Source organism: Pseudomonas sp. lyk4-R2A-8 (assembly GCF_030209095.1).
Classification (GTDB): domain Bacteria; phylum Pseudomonadota; class Gammaproteobacteria; order Pseudomonadales; family Pseudomonadaceae; genus Aquipseudomonas; species Aquipseudomonas quebecensis.
This window is the reverse complement of sequence record NZ_JARVSS010000040.1, coordinates 1-16,223: the sequence shown is the minus strand read 5'-3', so window position 1 is coordinate 16,223 and position 16,223 is coordinate 1. Positions and strand designations below refer to the sequence as shown.

The window sequence follows — 16,223 nt, the reverse complement described above, 5'->3', positions numbered from 1 at the left end:
GTGACCGGAGGCACCCAGCCAATTTCTGCCGGTGACGACCGACTGTAATGCACCAAGGTTACGTGTCTTTGAATGCTTACGATTTTAGAAGAGAGCAGCTATGGAAGCAGCTATGGAAAGTGCACCGTCAGAAGAATATACAGAAGACAATCTTTTTTATTGTAGGGTCGATACGTTTCGTGCAACCAAAGATTATTTGCAAGGAGGCTTGTGCGTAAGATTCATAGGTATAGAGGCCGCGAACCGAAATATTTTGAATCATGATGAGGGTGTCGAGACATTTATTGTGGATGTTGACCTCTGGAAATTTGCAGAGATTCTTCACAAACGAAATCCTAATAGAGATACTCGGCATTTTATATATGCTTTCGAGAGCCTCCCAGAGCAACACAATCGATGGTATGCATTACGCATCGAACCGAGTAATTATGCGCGAAACTACCTCTACTCAACATTTTCGGAGGATCCACCTAGATATTTTGAAATAAAAGAGCTTGGAGTTGTTGAGGAGCCAGAGTTGGACGTCAGGCCACCAAGCCAGTCGCTTTCCTCTATAAGAGCATCTCTGATCTCGTCCGGACAATGGATTGTGGATAACCCGCAAACCGCTTTATTGGATCTGCGCTTGGAAGATAAATATTTCGGTGGCGACTTCGTATTAGAGTCATTTCATGTAGGTCAGGGAATGTGCTCAATAGTTCACGACGGCACGTGGGGAATGCTTCTTGATATGGGGGCAGGAAAACCGGTCCTTCGGCCTAAATACCCTAAATTGAGTAACGATCTACACCTTGTGACAGACAAATTGAAGGAGCTAAACCTCCTAATGTCGCACTTTGATTCTGATCATTGGAGAATTCTAGCGTGGGATACGAAGCTGAGGAATAAAATTAAAAACATCTACGTACCTTCAGGGGATCGGCCACCAGTTTTCAATGACAAAAATATAAAGAAAAAAATTGTTCAAGTAAGTGACACCTTCATAAGGCTTGCCGCAGACGCTTTTCTTCGCATTTATCGGAGCGATCCTAGCCACTCAGACAGCAATGGCCAATGCTTGGTTACTACGTTCTACAAAGGCGGCAAGCTTGCCTTAGCCCCAGGTGATTACGCTTATCATCGGTTTGCTACCGATGCCAATACGGGCATTCAGGAACTGCTCAGCGAGATCTACAGTGCGGTAATTGTTCCCCATCACGGGGATTTAGCAAGCGCGAGGTCTGTTGTTGACTGTGTGCCCGGATCTCCCGCGTTCTTCTCTGCCGGGACACACCAAGGATATAACCACCCGACTACAGCATCTGTGGACGAGCACCTTCTGAAGAATTTCATCGCTATTGAGAAGAACACAGAAGAAAATATAGTGCGTAAGCTGCTGATGTGATGGGGGTTATGGTCGTGAAGCGGTCTGGACAAAACCGATGCAAATGGCTGGTCAGATCGAATGAAAATAGGTGGGCAAGTCAGTGCAAATTTCACCGTAGACAATCAATACAGCAAAATCGCCATCTACCCGAAACTTTCTTAAGTCGAATCGACCTGATGAACGAGGGCAATACCCTGGCCGTCGAGAAACTCTAATGCTGCGAGTTCGCCAGGACGCACGACCATCTGCCGGACGGGCGTTGGCTGGCACTCGGCAAAATTGGCCCGCAGCGCGATTTCATGGCCGTGATCCGATCCTTCGCCGAACCAACCACCTTCTGATATGAAAAAACCCCATGACTGGGCTTTTTTACTTACACCCCTTCGGGATGAAGTCGACAGGATAGGTAATCAGGAAAATCGATTTCATAGGAGGAGTGAGTTGGACCGGATAGCATCAATAGCTTGCCATCTGTGAAACGCCCAAATTCTTCAGCGGTTAATTCAGACTTTGCCGCGATTGCGATTGTCCAGGTGTGTTTTTGATGAATGTTAAGGGTTAATTGCAAATATTCCCCTGCTGGCATGATCAGTAAGGACACTGCACCAAGGTCGCAGGTGAAATTTTTGAGAGTTTCGTCGACTGGCGCGTTGGAAGGGCGTGCCCCAGGAATATCTGGAGCCTCCCCCTCCCCACGATGCCATAGTCCCGCATGCAGTAATTTCGCATAATCGGTTTCGAGATACCCTTCGCCGAACTCGCAATACGCCACGGCCAATGCGAGTTTACACATAAAACGGGTATCAAACTCCGAATTAAACGGCACGGCTCCTTCTATGGTTTCCCCTGAAAATACGTTGTTCCATATCCATTCAATGGCTGTGGAGTCAGCCTCGTCGGGAGGCGAAAAGCCGTAATCAGCCAGTGATATCCCGTCGACCGTGGTGCCTGAGATTTTTCTCACCTTCCGACGCTTGAACGACTCTTTGAATTCTAACAATGAGCGATTCGGATCGGCGTTTTCATTGAAAAAATAGTATGCCCTCGCATTCGCCGATGCCTGCTTTAAAGCGATGGGGTTGCCGCCCATGTACCAGTAGCGTTCTTCGTCAACGGGACGGATCAGGATAACGTGCTCGGCCTGAGATCCAGTCCACCATTCACAGACTTCGGTTTCGAGTAGCCCCGGGATGTCGAGATGGATAATGCCTGTGCACACCAAGGGAGGTACGACTTTGTCGTTTGTTTTGGAAAGGTGTCGGGCGGCCTCACCCAAGGCGATAGAGGGTAACCATGACTTTTCGAAGCTCGCATCGACGTGCAACCCCAAGCTGCTGTTGCACTTACGACATGCCGCTCGGACTTTGTAGCGTTGGGGGGTCTGTGCACCGCCCAAGCTCTGAGGAATCGCATGCTCCAAGGTCATGTCGCTCGCAGGCTTCAATATCCAGCAATACATACACTTGGTTTCGGGTTGTACTTCGGAGGGGACCTGCAAATTGTCCAACGCGTACTCCTCAAGGATAAGGGGCTTATTGATGGTTCGGAGGTGTTTCCCGCAACCAGCGCTTTCTTGTTTGAAGGATGCACTAACCGAGCAGGGCCACCAAGCCTCCTCTGCATCGGGTCCGGTTATAGTCACAAAGAAACACTGGTGAGGTGGTCGCATTTACGCACAGATAGATGCGACTTGTACGCAGGGGCAAACCGCTCTGTGCCCGCACAATCGACTTAAGGAGACGATCCTAGCTCCCCCACTGCTGGTTGCTCAGCCCCCGCACCTCCCACAGGTGGGCTACAACACTGCGCACCCGTGCGCCGCCAGACCTAGTGGGCGGTGTCCTCTGTGTCACCGGTGGAATATGACAGCAGAGGTGGGCGTGTTTGTGCAGACCTACGTCACACGCGGGACTGACGCTTGGGTATAGGCTTTTTACTGAACGAGATTCGGGAAAGCGGAATAAGTCGAGCGTCCGCTTTTGGCCGGAAGCAGCCAATCACACCTCGGATTAAGTCAGGTTAGAAGCAAATCTATTTATTCCCAAAAGAAAACCGCCGAGTCTTCATAAAATAAGTCACGAAGACTCAGGGTTCTATCGAGCCGATGGTTAGCTGCCTGCTCCAGCCCCCTCCCGCGCCATCAATTTATCGACCAACAACACCCCCAGTTCACTCAGCTGATGAATCGCCAACGCCACATCCCGCTGCTTTCCTGTCAATTCATCCGACAGGTCAAGCAGCAACGCGGTGACCGACGAAAAGGTTTCATAGCTATTGACGAGCAGCACTTCGCTGCTGGCATCGTCAGCAACGTTGAATAGCGTGGTCGAAGGTGGAGGAGGCGGTTGTGGCGGTTCGGCGCCCGCGTTGAGGTAGTGATCAATCGCACGATGCGCCGCCTGATTCAGTTTCAGGTCAGGACTGTTCGGAGGGTTAGGCGTGACTTTGTACATAACGGAATTTCCCTGTCAGGGCCGACACCGTTTCGCTACTAAACGAAAGGGTGGCAGCTGTACGCAGGTTAGTAGACCGGGGAATTCCGCAAAGCCGGCGCACCCGAAGGTGCCCTGCGCACAGCCACCATCAAGCACAGACCGGAAGTCTGGTGGATGAAGCTTGTGCACTAAGCGAAATTCGACCACGGGCTACTAAACCCGATCACTGAGTTGTCAGCGACCGGGCCACCTTAGAGACGCTCACTCAAGCGCACAAGCCGGCGGATTCTGACGCAACTGTAGGCAACGGAGCAAGGCGCACAGGCTGCTTGTAGGACTTGTACCGGTGATGCAGCACGCCAGGGGCCGTCATGTATCTCGCGTCGCAAGCTTCACGCCCTGATGGGGTCAAACATGAATTCATGCAACGCCCAGGCAAGCGCTTGGACTCTCACACAGGGTGCCGAACTCGGTTGGTATCTCTTGATGGCGGACACCCAAACTGACGGCTGTATTCCCGGCTGAATTGCGAAGGGCTTTCGTAGCCTACTCGATAGCAGGCACTCGCCACATCCAGCCCTTCGCCGGGCAACAGGCGGCGGGCTTCCTGCAGGCGCAGTTGTTTTTGATACTGCAGCGGACTCATGGCCGTCACTGCCTTGAAACGATGATGCAATGTAGAACTGCCCGGATTGGCTATGCCATTGAACAGCCCGACGATGTGGATGTAAGTGAGATTGTGGTGCGTCCCACCGCCAGCCCACACTGATCAGCGTTGGTAGCAAGGTATACCTGGGTTCGGAGGCAGTTGCCCATGAGCGGCTGCCCTCGGCTCAGCGCGTGTAAAAAACCGGAACTTCTGAACGCTGTGTGAAACTCTTATCTCAATGGAGGTGGACCCCATAAGCGTCCTGACTCGTTTCCCTGATGACACCGCCCACACCACTCGCGAGCAAGCACATGATCGATGGTTCCGCTGTCTTGACAGTCTTTTTGGTTTACCTGGCCGGTGTCGTTACCCCCGGCCCAAATTTCGTCGCAGTGGTCCATAAAGCGGTGGCTACTACACGGTCAGAAGCGCTGGCCCTGGTAGCGGGTATCGTAGTGGTCAACTTGTTCTGGTCTACCTGTGCAATCGCGGGTCTGGGGATTGTATTTGCTGCGTTCCCTTGGGCTGCCTTTGTTGTAAAGGTTCTAGGGGCCGCCTACCTCATGTGGTTTGGGCTTCGACTGCTGATCAACGCGGGGAAGAATGCACTTGGCGCGCTAAATGATGCCGTTGCCGGTAGTCACCGGCAGTCTTTTATTCAGGGGGTGATTACTAACATTGGCAACCCCAAGTCCATGGCCTTCTACGCCGCTGTCTTTTCTGCCGCCGCCCCCGCCCATGTTTCGCCAGCCACGTTTTTTTCGATGTTGGCAGTTGTGGTAGTGGTTTCAATGACCTGGTATGGAATGGTCGCAATCGCGCTTTCGCACCCTAAGATTGCTTCGGGGTATCAACGGCGGAAAAAAATAATTGATCGACTATGCGGTGGTTTGATTTTGTCTCTGGGGGGCCGCCAGTTGGTTTAGCTTCGAACCAATTGGCTTGCACTGCCCAAATTTATTAGCTATGCGCCTTCGCTGTGGATTTAAGCTGAACGCATGAAGGGCGTTCGAGCGGGAGCAGGTGCGGGACTAGGAAGTTACTTACAAGTTCCTACTTTTGCGAATGACAGACCTGTCCTTCCGGATTTTAGGAAGTGCATGGCTGTTCTTCGTTAATAAATCGTGCAAGGGTGGTGGCGTGATTCTAATGGTGGATTTATCTGAAAATATTTAATTATTATTAAGTCTGAGGTGGCGGTCATGATGAGCTTGAATGCATTGCCAGGAATTATAAGGGGCAGGAGCTGTTACTTGTTTTTTTGGGTGTTTTTTGCCAGTGGCTCTATTGCGCAAGAAAGGTCCATCACAAAGATTAAGGCCCCCAATCCCATACTGGTATTATCCAATTCCGATACTGTAGCAGGCGTTGGATTCGCGAGATTGCATGTGTTTACTGCAGATATACCTGCCGCCGTCTTCGCTGATCAAAAGCAACTAATGGAAATCCAGTGGAGCACAACCTACTATCCTCAAGGGTTCGGGGAGGAAGTTAAATTGTGCTACACGCGGCCTTACAGCGCTGAGGAGAGCTGTAGAGCAATTTATCCTAATTCATCCGGAACGCTTTTTGACTTTAATGCTCAAGCTTTCGATCATGGTGCCTATGTCACTATCTATCACAGGGTGTATGGCGGTACACCGCGTTATATACAGCCTGCTGGTGTCGACTCAGTGACATTTCGGTACAGGTAGTGATCAAGCGATGATGGATTCGCCGCTTTTCACTTAAGAGAGTTCCTCCCTTAAAAAACAAAGTGGATGTAGCCGTTACTGTCTTCTTACACGGAGTACGTGCTCATGGTCATTCTTAATGCTTCTTCCTCGTCGTCTTACAGTCCTTTGGTACATAGTTCTACCAGCGCTACGACGTTGGCGGCAGCGTCACCAAATGATGAGAAGCAAACCATGGTCACCTCTCACGGCAGCGTTACTTCCAGTTCCGTCTCGATCCTGGCTCGTCAGTTAAGTGAGGCGGCAACGCGTGCACACACTCGTGGTGATCAGAATAACGACGTTTTGCTCGGCCCGATCGTCAGCGAGCAGTATCTCGTCAAAAAAGCACAGCACGATGCGGAGGTTCCCGATACCGATAACCCGGAACTTCTGGCACGCGCTCGCCAAGCGACAGGCTTCGCCAACGGATCTGATACCAACCCATTCAAAGGCATCGCACGCGATCAACTGATCCTGATTGCCCACGATGACGGCGGCCCCTTCACCGTTAACGAGCGACGCGCTGCTTGGGATGAGCTGCAATCAATCGCGCCATCGGCCGCTGTCGTTAAGAAGTCAACGCCCGCCAGCGAGCGCGAGCTCATGATTAAGCGTTTGTTTGGTACCCCATACGAGCCGCCTGTGGCTAAGCCCCCCCATACCAGTGAAAACGGTGCTCAAAACGCCAACCTTTTTCTTAATCATAACGATCGAGCCCTGTTTGCGGATATGTATGCCTATGCACAGGCGGAGGGGGTGGACCTGAGCTACGTTGATCGATTGGCCGGGATTCTCGGTACTTATCGTCACTTCAGCGACGGTCGTCAATTAATGGATGGCCCCAGCTACGATGCGCAGGGCTATCGGGTGATCTTCGACTTCAAAGAGGAAGATAAAGCCATTGCCGCACGCATCCTGAATGGTTCAGCGATCAACAGTACCCGCATCGATCCAGGCTTTTTGCGCCATATCCTGCGACCCGAACAAGGTGCGTTTTCCAATATAGGCGGCATACCGTTCTTGGAGAAAATGGTGAACAAATTCTCCAGTGAGGGTGACCTGCAACCGCCGTTGGGCAACGAGTTCGCCACCTTCGACAGAAACATCAGAATCGAGGACTACATCGTCCGAACTACGGACAAATCTGACAGGCTGCCACCTTCCCAAGCCCTCAGCGGCTGCGTCAATGGTGTATGGACCCTTACAGACAAAGGTAAGGCCGAAGGCTATACGATAGACCCGGTTACTGGCCACATGAGCCAGCCAGGGCCGCCGTCTGACGATCAGTCAGTGCAGTTGGATGCCTCCGTCGGTGAAGCGACCCGGCATAGCGTCCTTGAAGCTCTCGCAGATACGCGCGGCAACACTGCGACACGATGGACTTGGGCAGGACATCTTTTCAAGTTAATGAGACATCTCAAACCCTGAGTACATGTCCACCCTGACCAGAACAGCCCATCGCTCCGCACATTGGCCTGCTGAGCCTCAAGGCCTGCGGCGTACCGTCGTGGGCTTCAACGGATTGGGTTAAAAATGAGCCCATACAACGCAGGCTACAAAAAACTGCCCACCTGAGATATCCAACGTCGTCCGATCAGCCCAGGCCATGTCATCGGACAGGGTCGCGGCAACCGCAGCGCCTATATCATCCTGCAGGCCAACGCGGCCCAGAGCGATACGGCAGGCGAGTAGTGGCCCGGCGGTCGTTTTTCCGCGATCCAGCTTGGTATTGCGCAACATCACCCCATAACTACCCCATATCCACCAAGCGCAAGGACACACCATGACCAATCCAACCGAAACCGCCATCCTCGCCGGCGGCTGCTTCTGGGGCATGCAGGACCTGCTGCGACGCTACCCCGGCGTGCTGCACACGCGCGTCGGCTACACCGGCGGCGATGTGCCGAATGCCACCTACCGCAACCATGGCAACCATGCCGAAGCGATTGAAATCGTGTTTGACCCGGCGGTGATCACCTACCGGCAGATTCTTGAGTTCTTTTTCCAGATCCATGACCCCAGCACGCCGAACCGGCAGGGCAATGATCTCGGGCCAAGCTATCGTTCGGCGATTTACTACCTGAGCGAGCAGCAACGGGAGATTGCCGAAGACACCGCGGCTGACGTGGATGCCTCCAAGCTGTGGCCGGGGCCTGTGGTCACGCAGATAGAGCCCGCTCGCGAGTTCTGGGAGGCGGAACCGGAGCATCAGGATTACCTGGAGCGCCTACCCAATGGGTATACGTGCCACTTCATCCGGCCAAATTGGACGTTGCCCAAGCGGGGCTAAGCGTGAGTAGCGCTGGGGAGAGGCCGCGAACTCTGTGGTGAGCAGGCTTGTCCTGCGCTGGGCTGCGAAGCGGCCCCACACCCAGGCACCTCGGAGTGTCAGCTGAAATCACATCGCCTGGAATGGGGCTGCTTCGCAGCCCAGCGCGGGGCAAGCCCGCTCACCACAGCAAGCCCGCTCACCACAGCGAGCCCGCTCACAGGTTTATGTGTCAGCCTTTAAGACTTGTGTAGATACCTGTGTCTATCGGGGGCAAGTCGAATCGTCGCACCGCCGCTTCCACATTTATCCGCTTTACCTGAAGGCTTCAGCGCACCAGGCAAGGCTGCTTATTATCAAACCGCCACCCCGGAATCAGGAACTGCATCGCCACGCTATCATCCCGCGCGCCGAGGCCCATGCCTTTGTACAGTTCGTGGGCGTGGGCCACGGCGTCCATGTCGATGTCCACCCCCAGGCCGGGCTTGGCCGGCACCTTCACGTAACCCCCTTCGATTTTCAGCGGTTCGCGGGTCAGGCGCTGGCCGTCCTGCCAGATCCAGTGGGTGTCGATGGCGGTGATGTCGCCCGGTGCGGCGGCAGCCACTTGGGTGAACATCGCCAGGGAAATATCGAAGTGGTTGTTGGAGTGCGAACCCCAGGTCAGGCCCCACTCGTGGCACATCTGCGCCACACGCACCGAGCCTTGCATCGTCCAGAAGTGCGGGTCGGCCAGGGGGATGTCCACCGATTGCAGCTGGATCGCGTGGCCCATCTCGCGCCAGTCGGTGGCGATCATGTTGGTGGCGGTCTTGAGCCCGGTGGCACGGCGAAATTCGGCCATGACTTCGCGGCCTGAGTAGCCATGCTCCGCGCCGCACGGGTCCTCGGCGTAGGCCAGTACGTGGTGCTGGTCGCGGCATAGGCGAATGGCTTCTTTCAGCGACCAGGCGCCGTTGGGGTCGAGGGTGATGCGCGCCTCGGGGAAGCGTTCGGCCAGTGCGGTGACCGCTTCGATTTCCGCATCGCCGCTCAGCACGCCGCCCTTGAGCTTGAAGTCATTGAAGCCATATTTGGCCTGGGCCGCTTCGGCCAGGCGCACCACGGCTTCGGCGGTCAGGGCTGTTTCATGGCGCAGGCGGAACCAGTCATCGTCGCTGTCGGCCTCATTGCGGTAGGCCAGGTCGGTGGCTGTGCGGTCGCCGACATAGAACAGGTAACCGAGCATTTTCACCGCGTCGCGCTGCTGCCCTTCGCCGAGCAACGCGGCCACCGGCACTTCGAGAAACTGTCCCAGCAGGTCGAGCAGAGCGGCTTCCATGGCGGTAACCGCGTGGATGGTGATGCGCAGGTCAAAGGTCTGCAGGCCACGCCCGGCGGCATCCCGCGAGGCGAAGGTGCTGCGCATCTGGTTGAGGACGCGCTGGTACTGGCCGATGGGTTGGCCGATCACCAGGCTGCGCGCGTCTTCCAGGGTTTCGCGGATGCGTTCGCCGCCGGGCACTTCGCCCACGCCGGTGCGGCCGCTGCTGTCCTTGAGGATCACGATATTGCGCGTAAAGAACGGCCCGTGGGCGCCGCTCAGGTTGAGCAGCATGCTGTCGTGGCCGGCCACGGGGATGACTTGGAAGTGAGTGACGATTGGCGTAGTCATGGCAGATTCCTGAGTGAGCTTAAAGAGGTTTGCCGAGCGCGGCGCTGGGCACGGCGCCAGGTGCGCTCAAGGTGGAGGAGGGCGCGGTCTTGGCGAAGAACACCAGGAGGGCAGCCAGCACCGAAGTGCCCGCCAGGCCGTAGAGGCCGCCCTGGATCGAACCGGTGGTTTGCTCCAGAAACCCGAAGGTGGTCGGCGCAACGAAACCGCCCAGGTTGCCGATGGAGTTGATCAGCGCGATCACCGCGGCGGCGATGCGCACATCCAGATAGCCCTGGGGGATCGGCCAGAACAGCGAGGACGCCGACTTGAAACCAATCGCCGCGAAGCAGATCGCCACAAAGGCGAAGATCGGCCCGCCGGTGGTGGACATGAACATGCCTGCCGCCGCAATCAACAACGCCGCCGCCACCCAGGCCTGCTGGAACTTGAACCTGCCCGACAGCGAGGCGAAGGCATACATGGCGATGATCGAGATCAGCCACGGGATCGAATTAAAGAAACCCACCTGCACATCGCTGAGGTCGCCCATCTTCTTGATGATGCTCGGCAGCCAGAAGGTCGCGGCGTAAATGGTCAACTGGATACAGAAGTACAACGCACAGAACAGCAGGATCTGGCGGTCCTTGAGCAGCTTGCCGAGGGTTGGCTTGACGCTGGTGAGCGCCTCGCGCTCGCGTTGTTCCTGGTCGATGGCGTCCACCAGTGCGTCCTGTTCTTCGCGGGTCATCCATTTGGCGTCGTGAGGCTTGGAGTCGAGCCAGAACCACACGAAGAACCCGATGGCGACCGAGGCCAGGCCTTCGATGGCGAACATCCACTGCCAGCCGTGCAGGCCAAACCCTTCGATCTGCAGCAGCGCGCCCGACAGCGGGCCGGAGATCAGTGAAGCCACGGCCGAACCGCTGAGGAAAATCGCGATGGCCTTACCGCGCTCCACACCCGGCAACCACCGCGTGAAGTAGTAGATCACCCCCGGGAAGAAACCGGCTTCGGCCACCCCCAGCAGAAAGCGCAGGATATAAAAGTGGGTTTCGTTCTGGATAAACGCCATCAGCGTGGCGACAAGGCCCCAGGTGAACATGATGCGGGTCAGCCAGATACGCGCGCCGACCTTTTGCAGCAGCATATTGGAGGGCACTTCGAACAGGGCATACCCAATGAAAAACAACCCGGCGCCAAAGCCATAGGCCGCCGCGCCGATACCCAGGTCATGCTCCATGTGCGTGCGCACGAAGCCGATATTGACCCGGTCGATGTAGTTGAGGATGAACATGACCACGAACAGTGGGAGCACATGGCTCTTCACTTTGCTCACGGCGCGCGCGAGGACCGGACTGCGTTCTGAGGCAACGGCTGCATGGCTTGAATTGTTAACCATTCAAGACTCCCCCTGATTATTTTTATGTGGGTTTTAGTTGATAGACATCATACAAGTCGATTTCTGGAATTCGCAATGCGGTTACGCATTTTTTATTTCATAAGGCCTGCCGTCTAGCCTGTAAATTGGTTGTATGGCGAAGTTTTTAAGCTTTTTGTAGCGGGGTTGAGTAGGGCGCTGATCAAAAAAGGCGCGGCAAGAAAAAGCCCCGATCTGGTTGGTTGTCATACAAGCTAAGCTTTTCCGGATTCGTATGCCACCCCGCCCGGACGGAATGTTAAGCTCCTTCCCAGCCCAACCCCGTGGACCCGTCGCAATGCCCATCCAACCACCAGCCGCCGTTCACAAGCGCTCCACCAACCTGGCCCAAGGCGTGGTCGACGACTTGACCCAACGCATTCTGCTGGGGCAGTTAAAACCGGGTGAAAAGCTGCCGTCCGAATCCACCATCGTGCTTGAGCACGGCGTGAGCCGCACGGTGGTGCGCGAAGCCATTTCCAAATTGCAGGCCTCGGGGCTGGTGCAGACGCGTCACGGCATCGGCACGTTTGTGCTGGAGGCACGCCCCCAGCCTGGCTTGCGTCTGCACGTGGATACAGTGGCCAGCGTGCGCAACATGCTGGAATTGCGCCTGGGCCTGGAGGTGCAGGCGGTGGCGTTGGCTGCCGTGCGTCGCTGCGATGCGCAACTGGCCCCCATGCGCCAGGCCCTGGATGACTACCAGGCGTCCCTGGCCAACAACGACAGTTGTGTGGAAGAAGACAAACGCTTCCACCTGTTGATTGCCGAAGCCACCGGCAATACTTTTTTCACCGAGATCATGCAGCACCTGGGCAACGCCATGATTCCGCGCAGCCTGGTCAAGGGCGCCGAGCGCGGCGGCGCGGACTTCGCCAGACTGGGGCAGTTGGCACACCTGGAGCATGAGGCGATTTTTAACGCAATCAAACGCCAGGACGCCGACGCCGCCCGCGCCGCCATGGTGCTGCACTTGACCAACAGCCGGGACCGGTTTTCCGGCGAGTAAGGCGCTCGAACGCGCGCATAGGACTCTTCAGTTGAACGAACACACTTTATCCAGGCGCCTGGAGCGCGTGGCGGCGCACGTGCCCTTGGCCGCGCGCCTGGCCGACATCGGCTCAGACCACGCGTACCTGCCGGTCGCTTTGCTGCGCCGTGGCGCAATCAGCGCGGCCGTCGCGGGGGAGGTGGCAAGTACACCGTTCCACGCAGCCCAACGCACCGTGCGCGATAACCGCCTGCAAGGGCGCGTGACGGTGCGCCAGGCCGACGGCCTGGCCGCCATCGAACCGGCCGACGGCATCACCGCGATCAGCCTGTGCGGCATGGGTGGCGAGACGATTCGCGACATTCTGGAAAGCGGCAAGGCCCGCTTGAGCGGCCGCGAACGCCTGATCCTGCAACCCAATGGCGGCGAACCACCGCTGCGGCGTTGGTTGATGGATAACGGTTACACGATCCTTTGCGAAGAGCTGTTACACGAGAACCGCTTCTACTACGAAATCATCGTCGCCGAACGCGCCGAGCCGGTGGCCTACAGCGCCGAACAACTGTACTTCGGCCCGCTGCAGATGCAGGCGCGCAGCCCGGTGTTTTTGGCCAAGTGGCAACGGGCGTTGCGTCTGAAGCAAAAGGTTCTGGCCGGCCTTGAACAGTCGGAGCAGGGTGCACTGCACGGCAAGCACGCGCAAATCGCCCTGCAGGTGCGATGGATCCGTGAACTGCTGGGTTAAATACGCTTCACCACGCCTTCAAGTTTGGGCGGTACGCAGCCGATAGCCTGCGTGTAACGGCGGATGTTTGCAGCGCGTGCTCGTTCAAACATCCTTGTGCCGGCCGTCCCCGGCGGTTACACCGTCACTGCCAGGATTGAGTGCTTTTGCCCCATTTTCGAGCACGCTACGGCGCATTTTTGTACATCACCCGCCCTGTTTCGGGGCTGTGGGTCGACGGCCCGTATCTTGCTAGTCCCAGAATAATCAATGACATGGCATTTTGCCGTTAGTCATTTCAAGGCTTCGCCCAGCGTTGCATCGCCTGGGTGGTTTGAGGGAGTAGTCGGACATGCACAGCTTGTTATCACCCGGTATCCGCCTGCTCGGACGTTTCGGTTTCGCGCGTAAATTCCAGATTCTGTTTTTGCTGTTCATGCTGCCCCTGGCGGGTAGCCTGTGGATGATCGGTCAGGATTACCGGGACAAATTAAACGTGATATCCAGCGAGCGCTCCGGCGTCAGCCAGTTGCTGGCGCTCGACAGCCTGGACGCGCAATTGACCGCCCAGCGCAACCTGGCCGCGCGCTGGAAGGCCGTCGATTTGCTGCGCGAGCCCACGCCCGCCGCGAAAGCCGCCATGGCCGCCGTGGATGCCAACTACTCACCGATCCAGCAAAGCCTGCAAACACTGGGCGAAACACTCAAGGCGCAGAACGCCAGCGCGGACATCCAGGCGCGCTTCGACACCTTGCAGGGCGCGGTCAAGGGCCTGGACAGCCAATCCCTGCGCACCGTGGGCTGGTGGCCGGACGGCTACGAACGCTTCACATCGGCGCTCGGCGCCATGCAGGCGTTGCGCGAGCAGATCGCGCTGGATGCCGGCCTGATCCTCGACCCGTGGATGGAAACCTACCTGACGATGCAGATCGCCACGCAGCAGACGCCCGACCTGATCGAGCGCATCGGCCGCATGGCGGGTATCGGCCAGTCGTCCATCGCGTCGGGGCAGTTCACCTTGCAGAGCCGCCTTCAGATGCGTGACCTGCGCAGCCGCATCGGCGATGCGCGGGACCAATTGATCAAGGCCGCGGTATCGCTCAAGGCCAAGCCCTACGCGGGCATGGAACCGTGGACCGCGCAGTACGACAACAGCCTGCAGGTGCTCGATAGCGAACTCAAAGTGCTGGACGACGGTGTATTTGGCGGCACCATCAAGCTCGACACCGCCGCCTTCGACCGCAGTGTCGACGCCATGCTCGGCAGCCTGGGTGCACTGCGCAACCAGTCGCTCAATTCCCTGGATGCCCGCCTGGCGTATTACCACGACCGCTCACTCCAGCAATTTATCCCGGTGGCGGCGACGTTCGGCCTGCTGGCCCTGGCGGCGCTGTACCTGTTTATGAGCCTGCAAGCGTCTATCCGACGCAGCGCCAGCGGTATCACCACCCTGGCCGAATCGCTGCGCGACGGCAACTTGTGCGTGGAAGTGGCCGTGCAGGGGCGCGACGAACTGGCGGCTATCAGCACGGCATTGAACGTGGCGGTGATGCAGCTGCGTACCAGCCTGTTGGGGGTCAATCACGAAACCCAGCAGTTGGGTTCGGCCGTGATCACCCTCAACACTCAATCGGGCAGCACTCTCAACGAAGTCGAAGACCAGCAACACCAGATCAGCCAGATCGCTGCCGCTGCCACGCAGTTGGCCGCCACCTCCATGGGCGTCGCCAGAAGTTGCGAACAGGCCTCGGACAGCGCCCAGCAAACCCGACGCATCGCCGAGGACAGCAGCCGCGACAGCGAACGCACCACGGCCAGCATCCAGCAACTCAACCAGCGCCTGACCGACACGGCCGCAGCCTTGCAGCAAGTGAGCGACCAGGGCCAACAGATTCAATCGGTGGTCGACACCATCCGCGGTATCGCCGAGCAGACCAACCTGCTGGCGCTCAACGCCGCCATCGAAGCCGCGCGTGCGGGCGAGCAAGGGCGTGGCTTTGCGGTGGTGGCCGATGAAGTGCGCAGCCTGTCGCAACGCACCCAGGCCTCGACGGCGCAGATCGCCGGCACGGTGGACAGCCTGCGCGCTACCGTGACCCAGGCGGTCACCCTGATGGGCGCCGCGTGCGAACAAGCGTTGACCGACGCCGAGTCGGTCACCGGGCTTGGCGTGCGGCTGGGCGAGATCGCCGGCGCGGTACAGAACGTCACCGACACCCTGGCGCAAATCGCCACGGCGGTAGAGGAACAAGCGACCACGGCGGATGAAGTGAGCGGCAATATCCAGCAGGTCGACCAGGCCGCCGGGCGCTTGCTCGACGGCGCCCGTGCGGTGAACCGCGCGGCGGACACCCTGAGCAGAGGCAGCCAGGCCCTGAGCGATAACACGGCGCGGTTCCGCCTGAGCTGAACCAAAGGGGGAGGGGGCTTGCTCCTTCCCCCTTGAAGTGTGCTCAGACCTGGAAGTCAGTGCGCCGAAGGGCTCAACACCTCGATCCACAATGCCCCTTTGCCCGACGCGGCTTCACCCACGCGTTTCAGCGCACCGCCTGGGCTTACCGCATAGGTGCCGACCTTCTGGCTTTTTTCACCCGTGACCAGCAGCCATTTCCCGTTCGGCGAGAACGCGATGTTGCGCGGCTGTTTTTCTTCGACCGGGTAATTGTCCAGGAAACGCAGCTCGCCGGTGCCTGTGTCCACCGCAAATGCCGACACCGAACTGCTGGTACGCTCGCTCATCAACAGCAGCTTGCCATCGGGTGACAAACGCAGGTCGGCCGCCCAGATTCGCGGTGTGGGGTCGTCTTTCAAGTCGTTATTGCGGGCGTCCCGCACCTGGCCGGGCGCCAGTTTCAAGCGTGCGGGGATGCCATTGGCTACGCCGATCCGGGTCAGCCCGCCGCTGCTGTGGTCGATGGCGAACGCGGTGACGGTGCCGCTCATTTCGCCCACCACGTACAAAAATTTGGTTCTTCACGGAATCCCGGGAAACATAGAAACAAGAACGCCGATTTGATGGAT

11 protein-coding genes and 3 pseudogenes are annotated in these 16,223 nt (G+C 57.4%); 8 read left to right on the top strand and 6 right to left on the bottom strand.

All coding sequences use genetic code 11. The features are described 5' to 3' along the window. The first annotated feature begins 100 nt into the window (after positions 1–100). Complete coding sequence (locus QRN10_RS24795; RefSeq protein WP_285429357.1) at positions 101–1,384, top strand: ComEC/Rec2 family competence protein; 1,284 nt, start codon at positions 101–103, stop codon at positions 1,382–1,384. 355 nt (positions 1,385–1,739) lie between these two features. Here QRN10_RS24795 and QRN10_RS24790 read toward each other — a convergent pair whose 3' ends face one another. The 3 genes and pseudogenes from QRN10_RS24790 to QRN10_RS24780 form a co-directional block, all read right to left on the bottom strand. Next, positions 1,740–2,873, bottom strand: a complete 1,134-nt coding sequence (locus QRN10_RS24790) for an HNH endonuclease (RefSeq protein WP_285429356.1) — start codon at positions 2,871–2,873, stop codon at positions 1,740–1,742. Positions 2,874–3,474: 601 nt separating this feature from the next. Then, positions 3,475–3,819, bottom strand: coding sequence for a DUF6124 family protein (locus QRN10_RS24785; protein WP_266246209.1), 345 nt, complete (start codon positions 3,817–3,819; stop codon positions 3,475–3,477). Positions 3,820–4,252: 433 nt separating this feature from the next. Next, positions 4,253–4,489, bottom strand: a pseudogene (locus tag QRN10_RS24780) (helix-turn-helix domain-containing protein); the annotation flags it as partial. Between the two features lie 3 nt (positions 4,490–4,492). On the opposite strand from QRN10_RS24780, the pseudogene QRN10_RS24775 reads away from it, so the two are divergent. The 4 genes and pseudogenes from QRN10_RS24775 to msrA all read left to right on the top strand — a co-directional run. Beyond that, positions 4,493–4,570 (top strand): annotated as a pseudogene (locus tag QRN10_RS24775) (oxidoreductase); the annotation flags it as partial. Between the two features lie 191 nt (positions 4,571–4,761). Then, on the top strand, positions 4,762–5,376 hold the full coding sequence (locus QRN10_RS24770; protein ID WP_285429355.1) for a LysE family translocator: 615 nt from the start codon (positions 4,762–4,764) through the stop codon (positions 5,374–5,376). Positions 5,377–6,249: 873 nt separating this feature from the next. Beyond that, positions 6,250–7,593, top strand: a complete 1,344-nt coding sequence (locus QRN10_RS24765) for a hypothetical protein (protein WP_181081921.1) — start codon at positions 6,250–6,252, stop codon at positions 7,591–7,593. 355 nt (positions 7,594–7,948) lie between these two features. Further along, positions 7,949–8,455: a peptide-methionine (S)-S-oxide reductase MsrA gene (msrA, locus tag QRN10_RS24760; protein ID WP_253508621.1), complete on the top strand. Its 507-nt coding sequence runs from the start codon at positions 7,949–7,951 to the stop codon at positions 8,453–8,455. 307 nt (positions 8,456–8,762) lie between these two features. Here msrA and gudD read toward each other — a convergent pair whose 3' ends face one another. Next, a complete protein-coding gene (gene gudD / locus QRN10_RS24755; protein WP_266246206.1) occupies positions 8,763–10,088 on the bottom strand; it encodes a glucarate dehydratase in 1,326 nt (441 codons plus the stop codon). Between the two features lie 19 nt (positions 10,089–10,107). Further along, positions 10,108–11,469: an MFS transporter gene (locus tag QRN10_RS24750; RefSeq protein ID WP_266246204.1), complete on the bottom strand. Its 1,362-nt coding sequence runs from the start codon at positions 11,467–11,469 to the stop codon at positions 10,108–10,110. Positions 11,470–11,785: 316 nt separating this feature from the next. Between QRN10_RS24750 and QRN10_RS24745 the strand changes: the two genes are divergently transcribed. From QRN10_RS24745 to QRN10_RS24735, 3 genes are all read left to right on the top strand, one after another. After that, positions 11,786–12,496 (top strand): FadR/GntR family transcriptional regulator, encoded by a 711-nt coding sequence (locus tag QRN10_RS24745; RefSeq protein ID WP_181081474.1) that lies wholly within the window; start codon positions 11,786–11,788, stop codon positions 12,494–12,496. 31 nt (positions 12,497–12,527) lie between these two features. Next, entirely contained in the window at positions 12,528–13,223 is a 696-nt protein-coding gene (locus QRN10_RS24740; protein WP_285429354.1) for a tRNA (adenine(22)-N(1))-methyltransferase, read from the top strand. A 331-nt stretch (positions 13,224–13,554) separates the two neighbouring features. Next, the gene (locus QRN10_RS24735) at positions 13,555–15,612 is read left to right on the top strand and encodes a methyl-accepting chemotaxis protein (protein WP_181081476.1); all 2,058 of its coding nucleotides are present in this window, start codon (positions 13,555–13,557) and stop codon (positions 15,610–15,612) included. A gap of 56 nt (positions 15,613–15,668) precedes the next feature. Here QRN10_RS24735 and QRN10_RS24730 read toward each other — a convergent pair. Then, positions 15,669–16,169: pseudogene (locus QRN10_RS24730) on the bottom strand (lactonase family protein); the annotation flags it as partial. Positions 16,170–16,223: the final 54 nt, after the last annotated feature.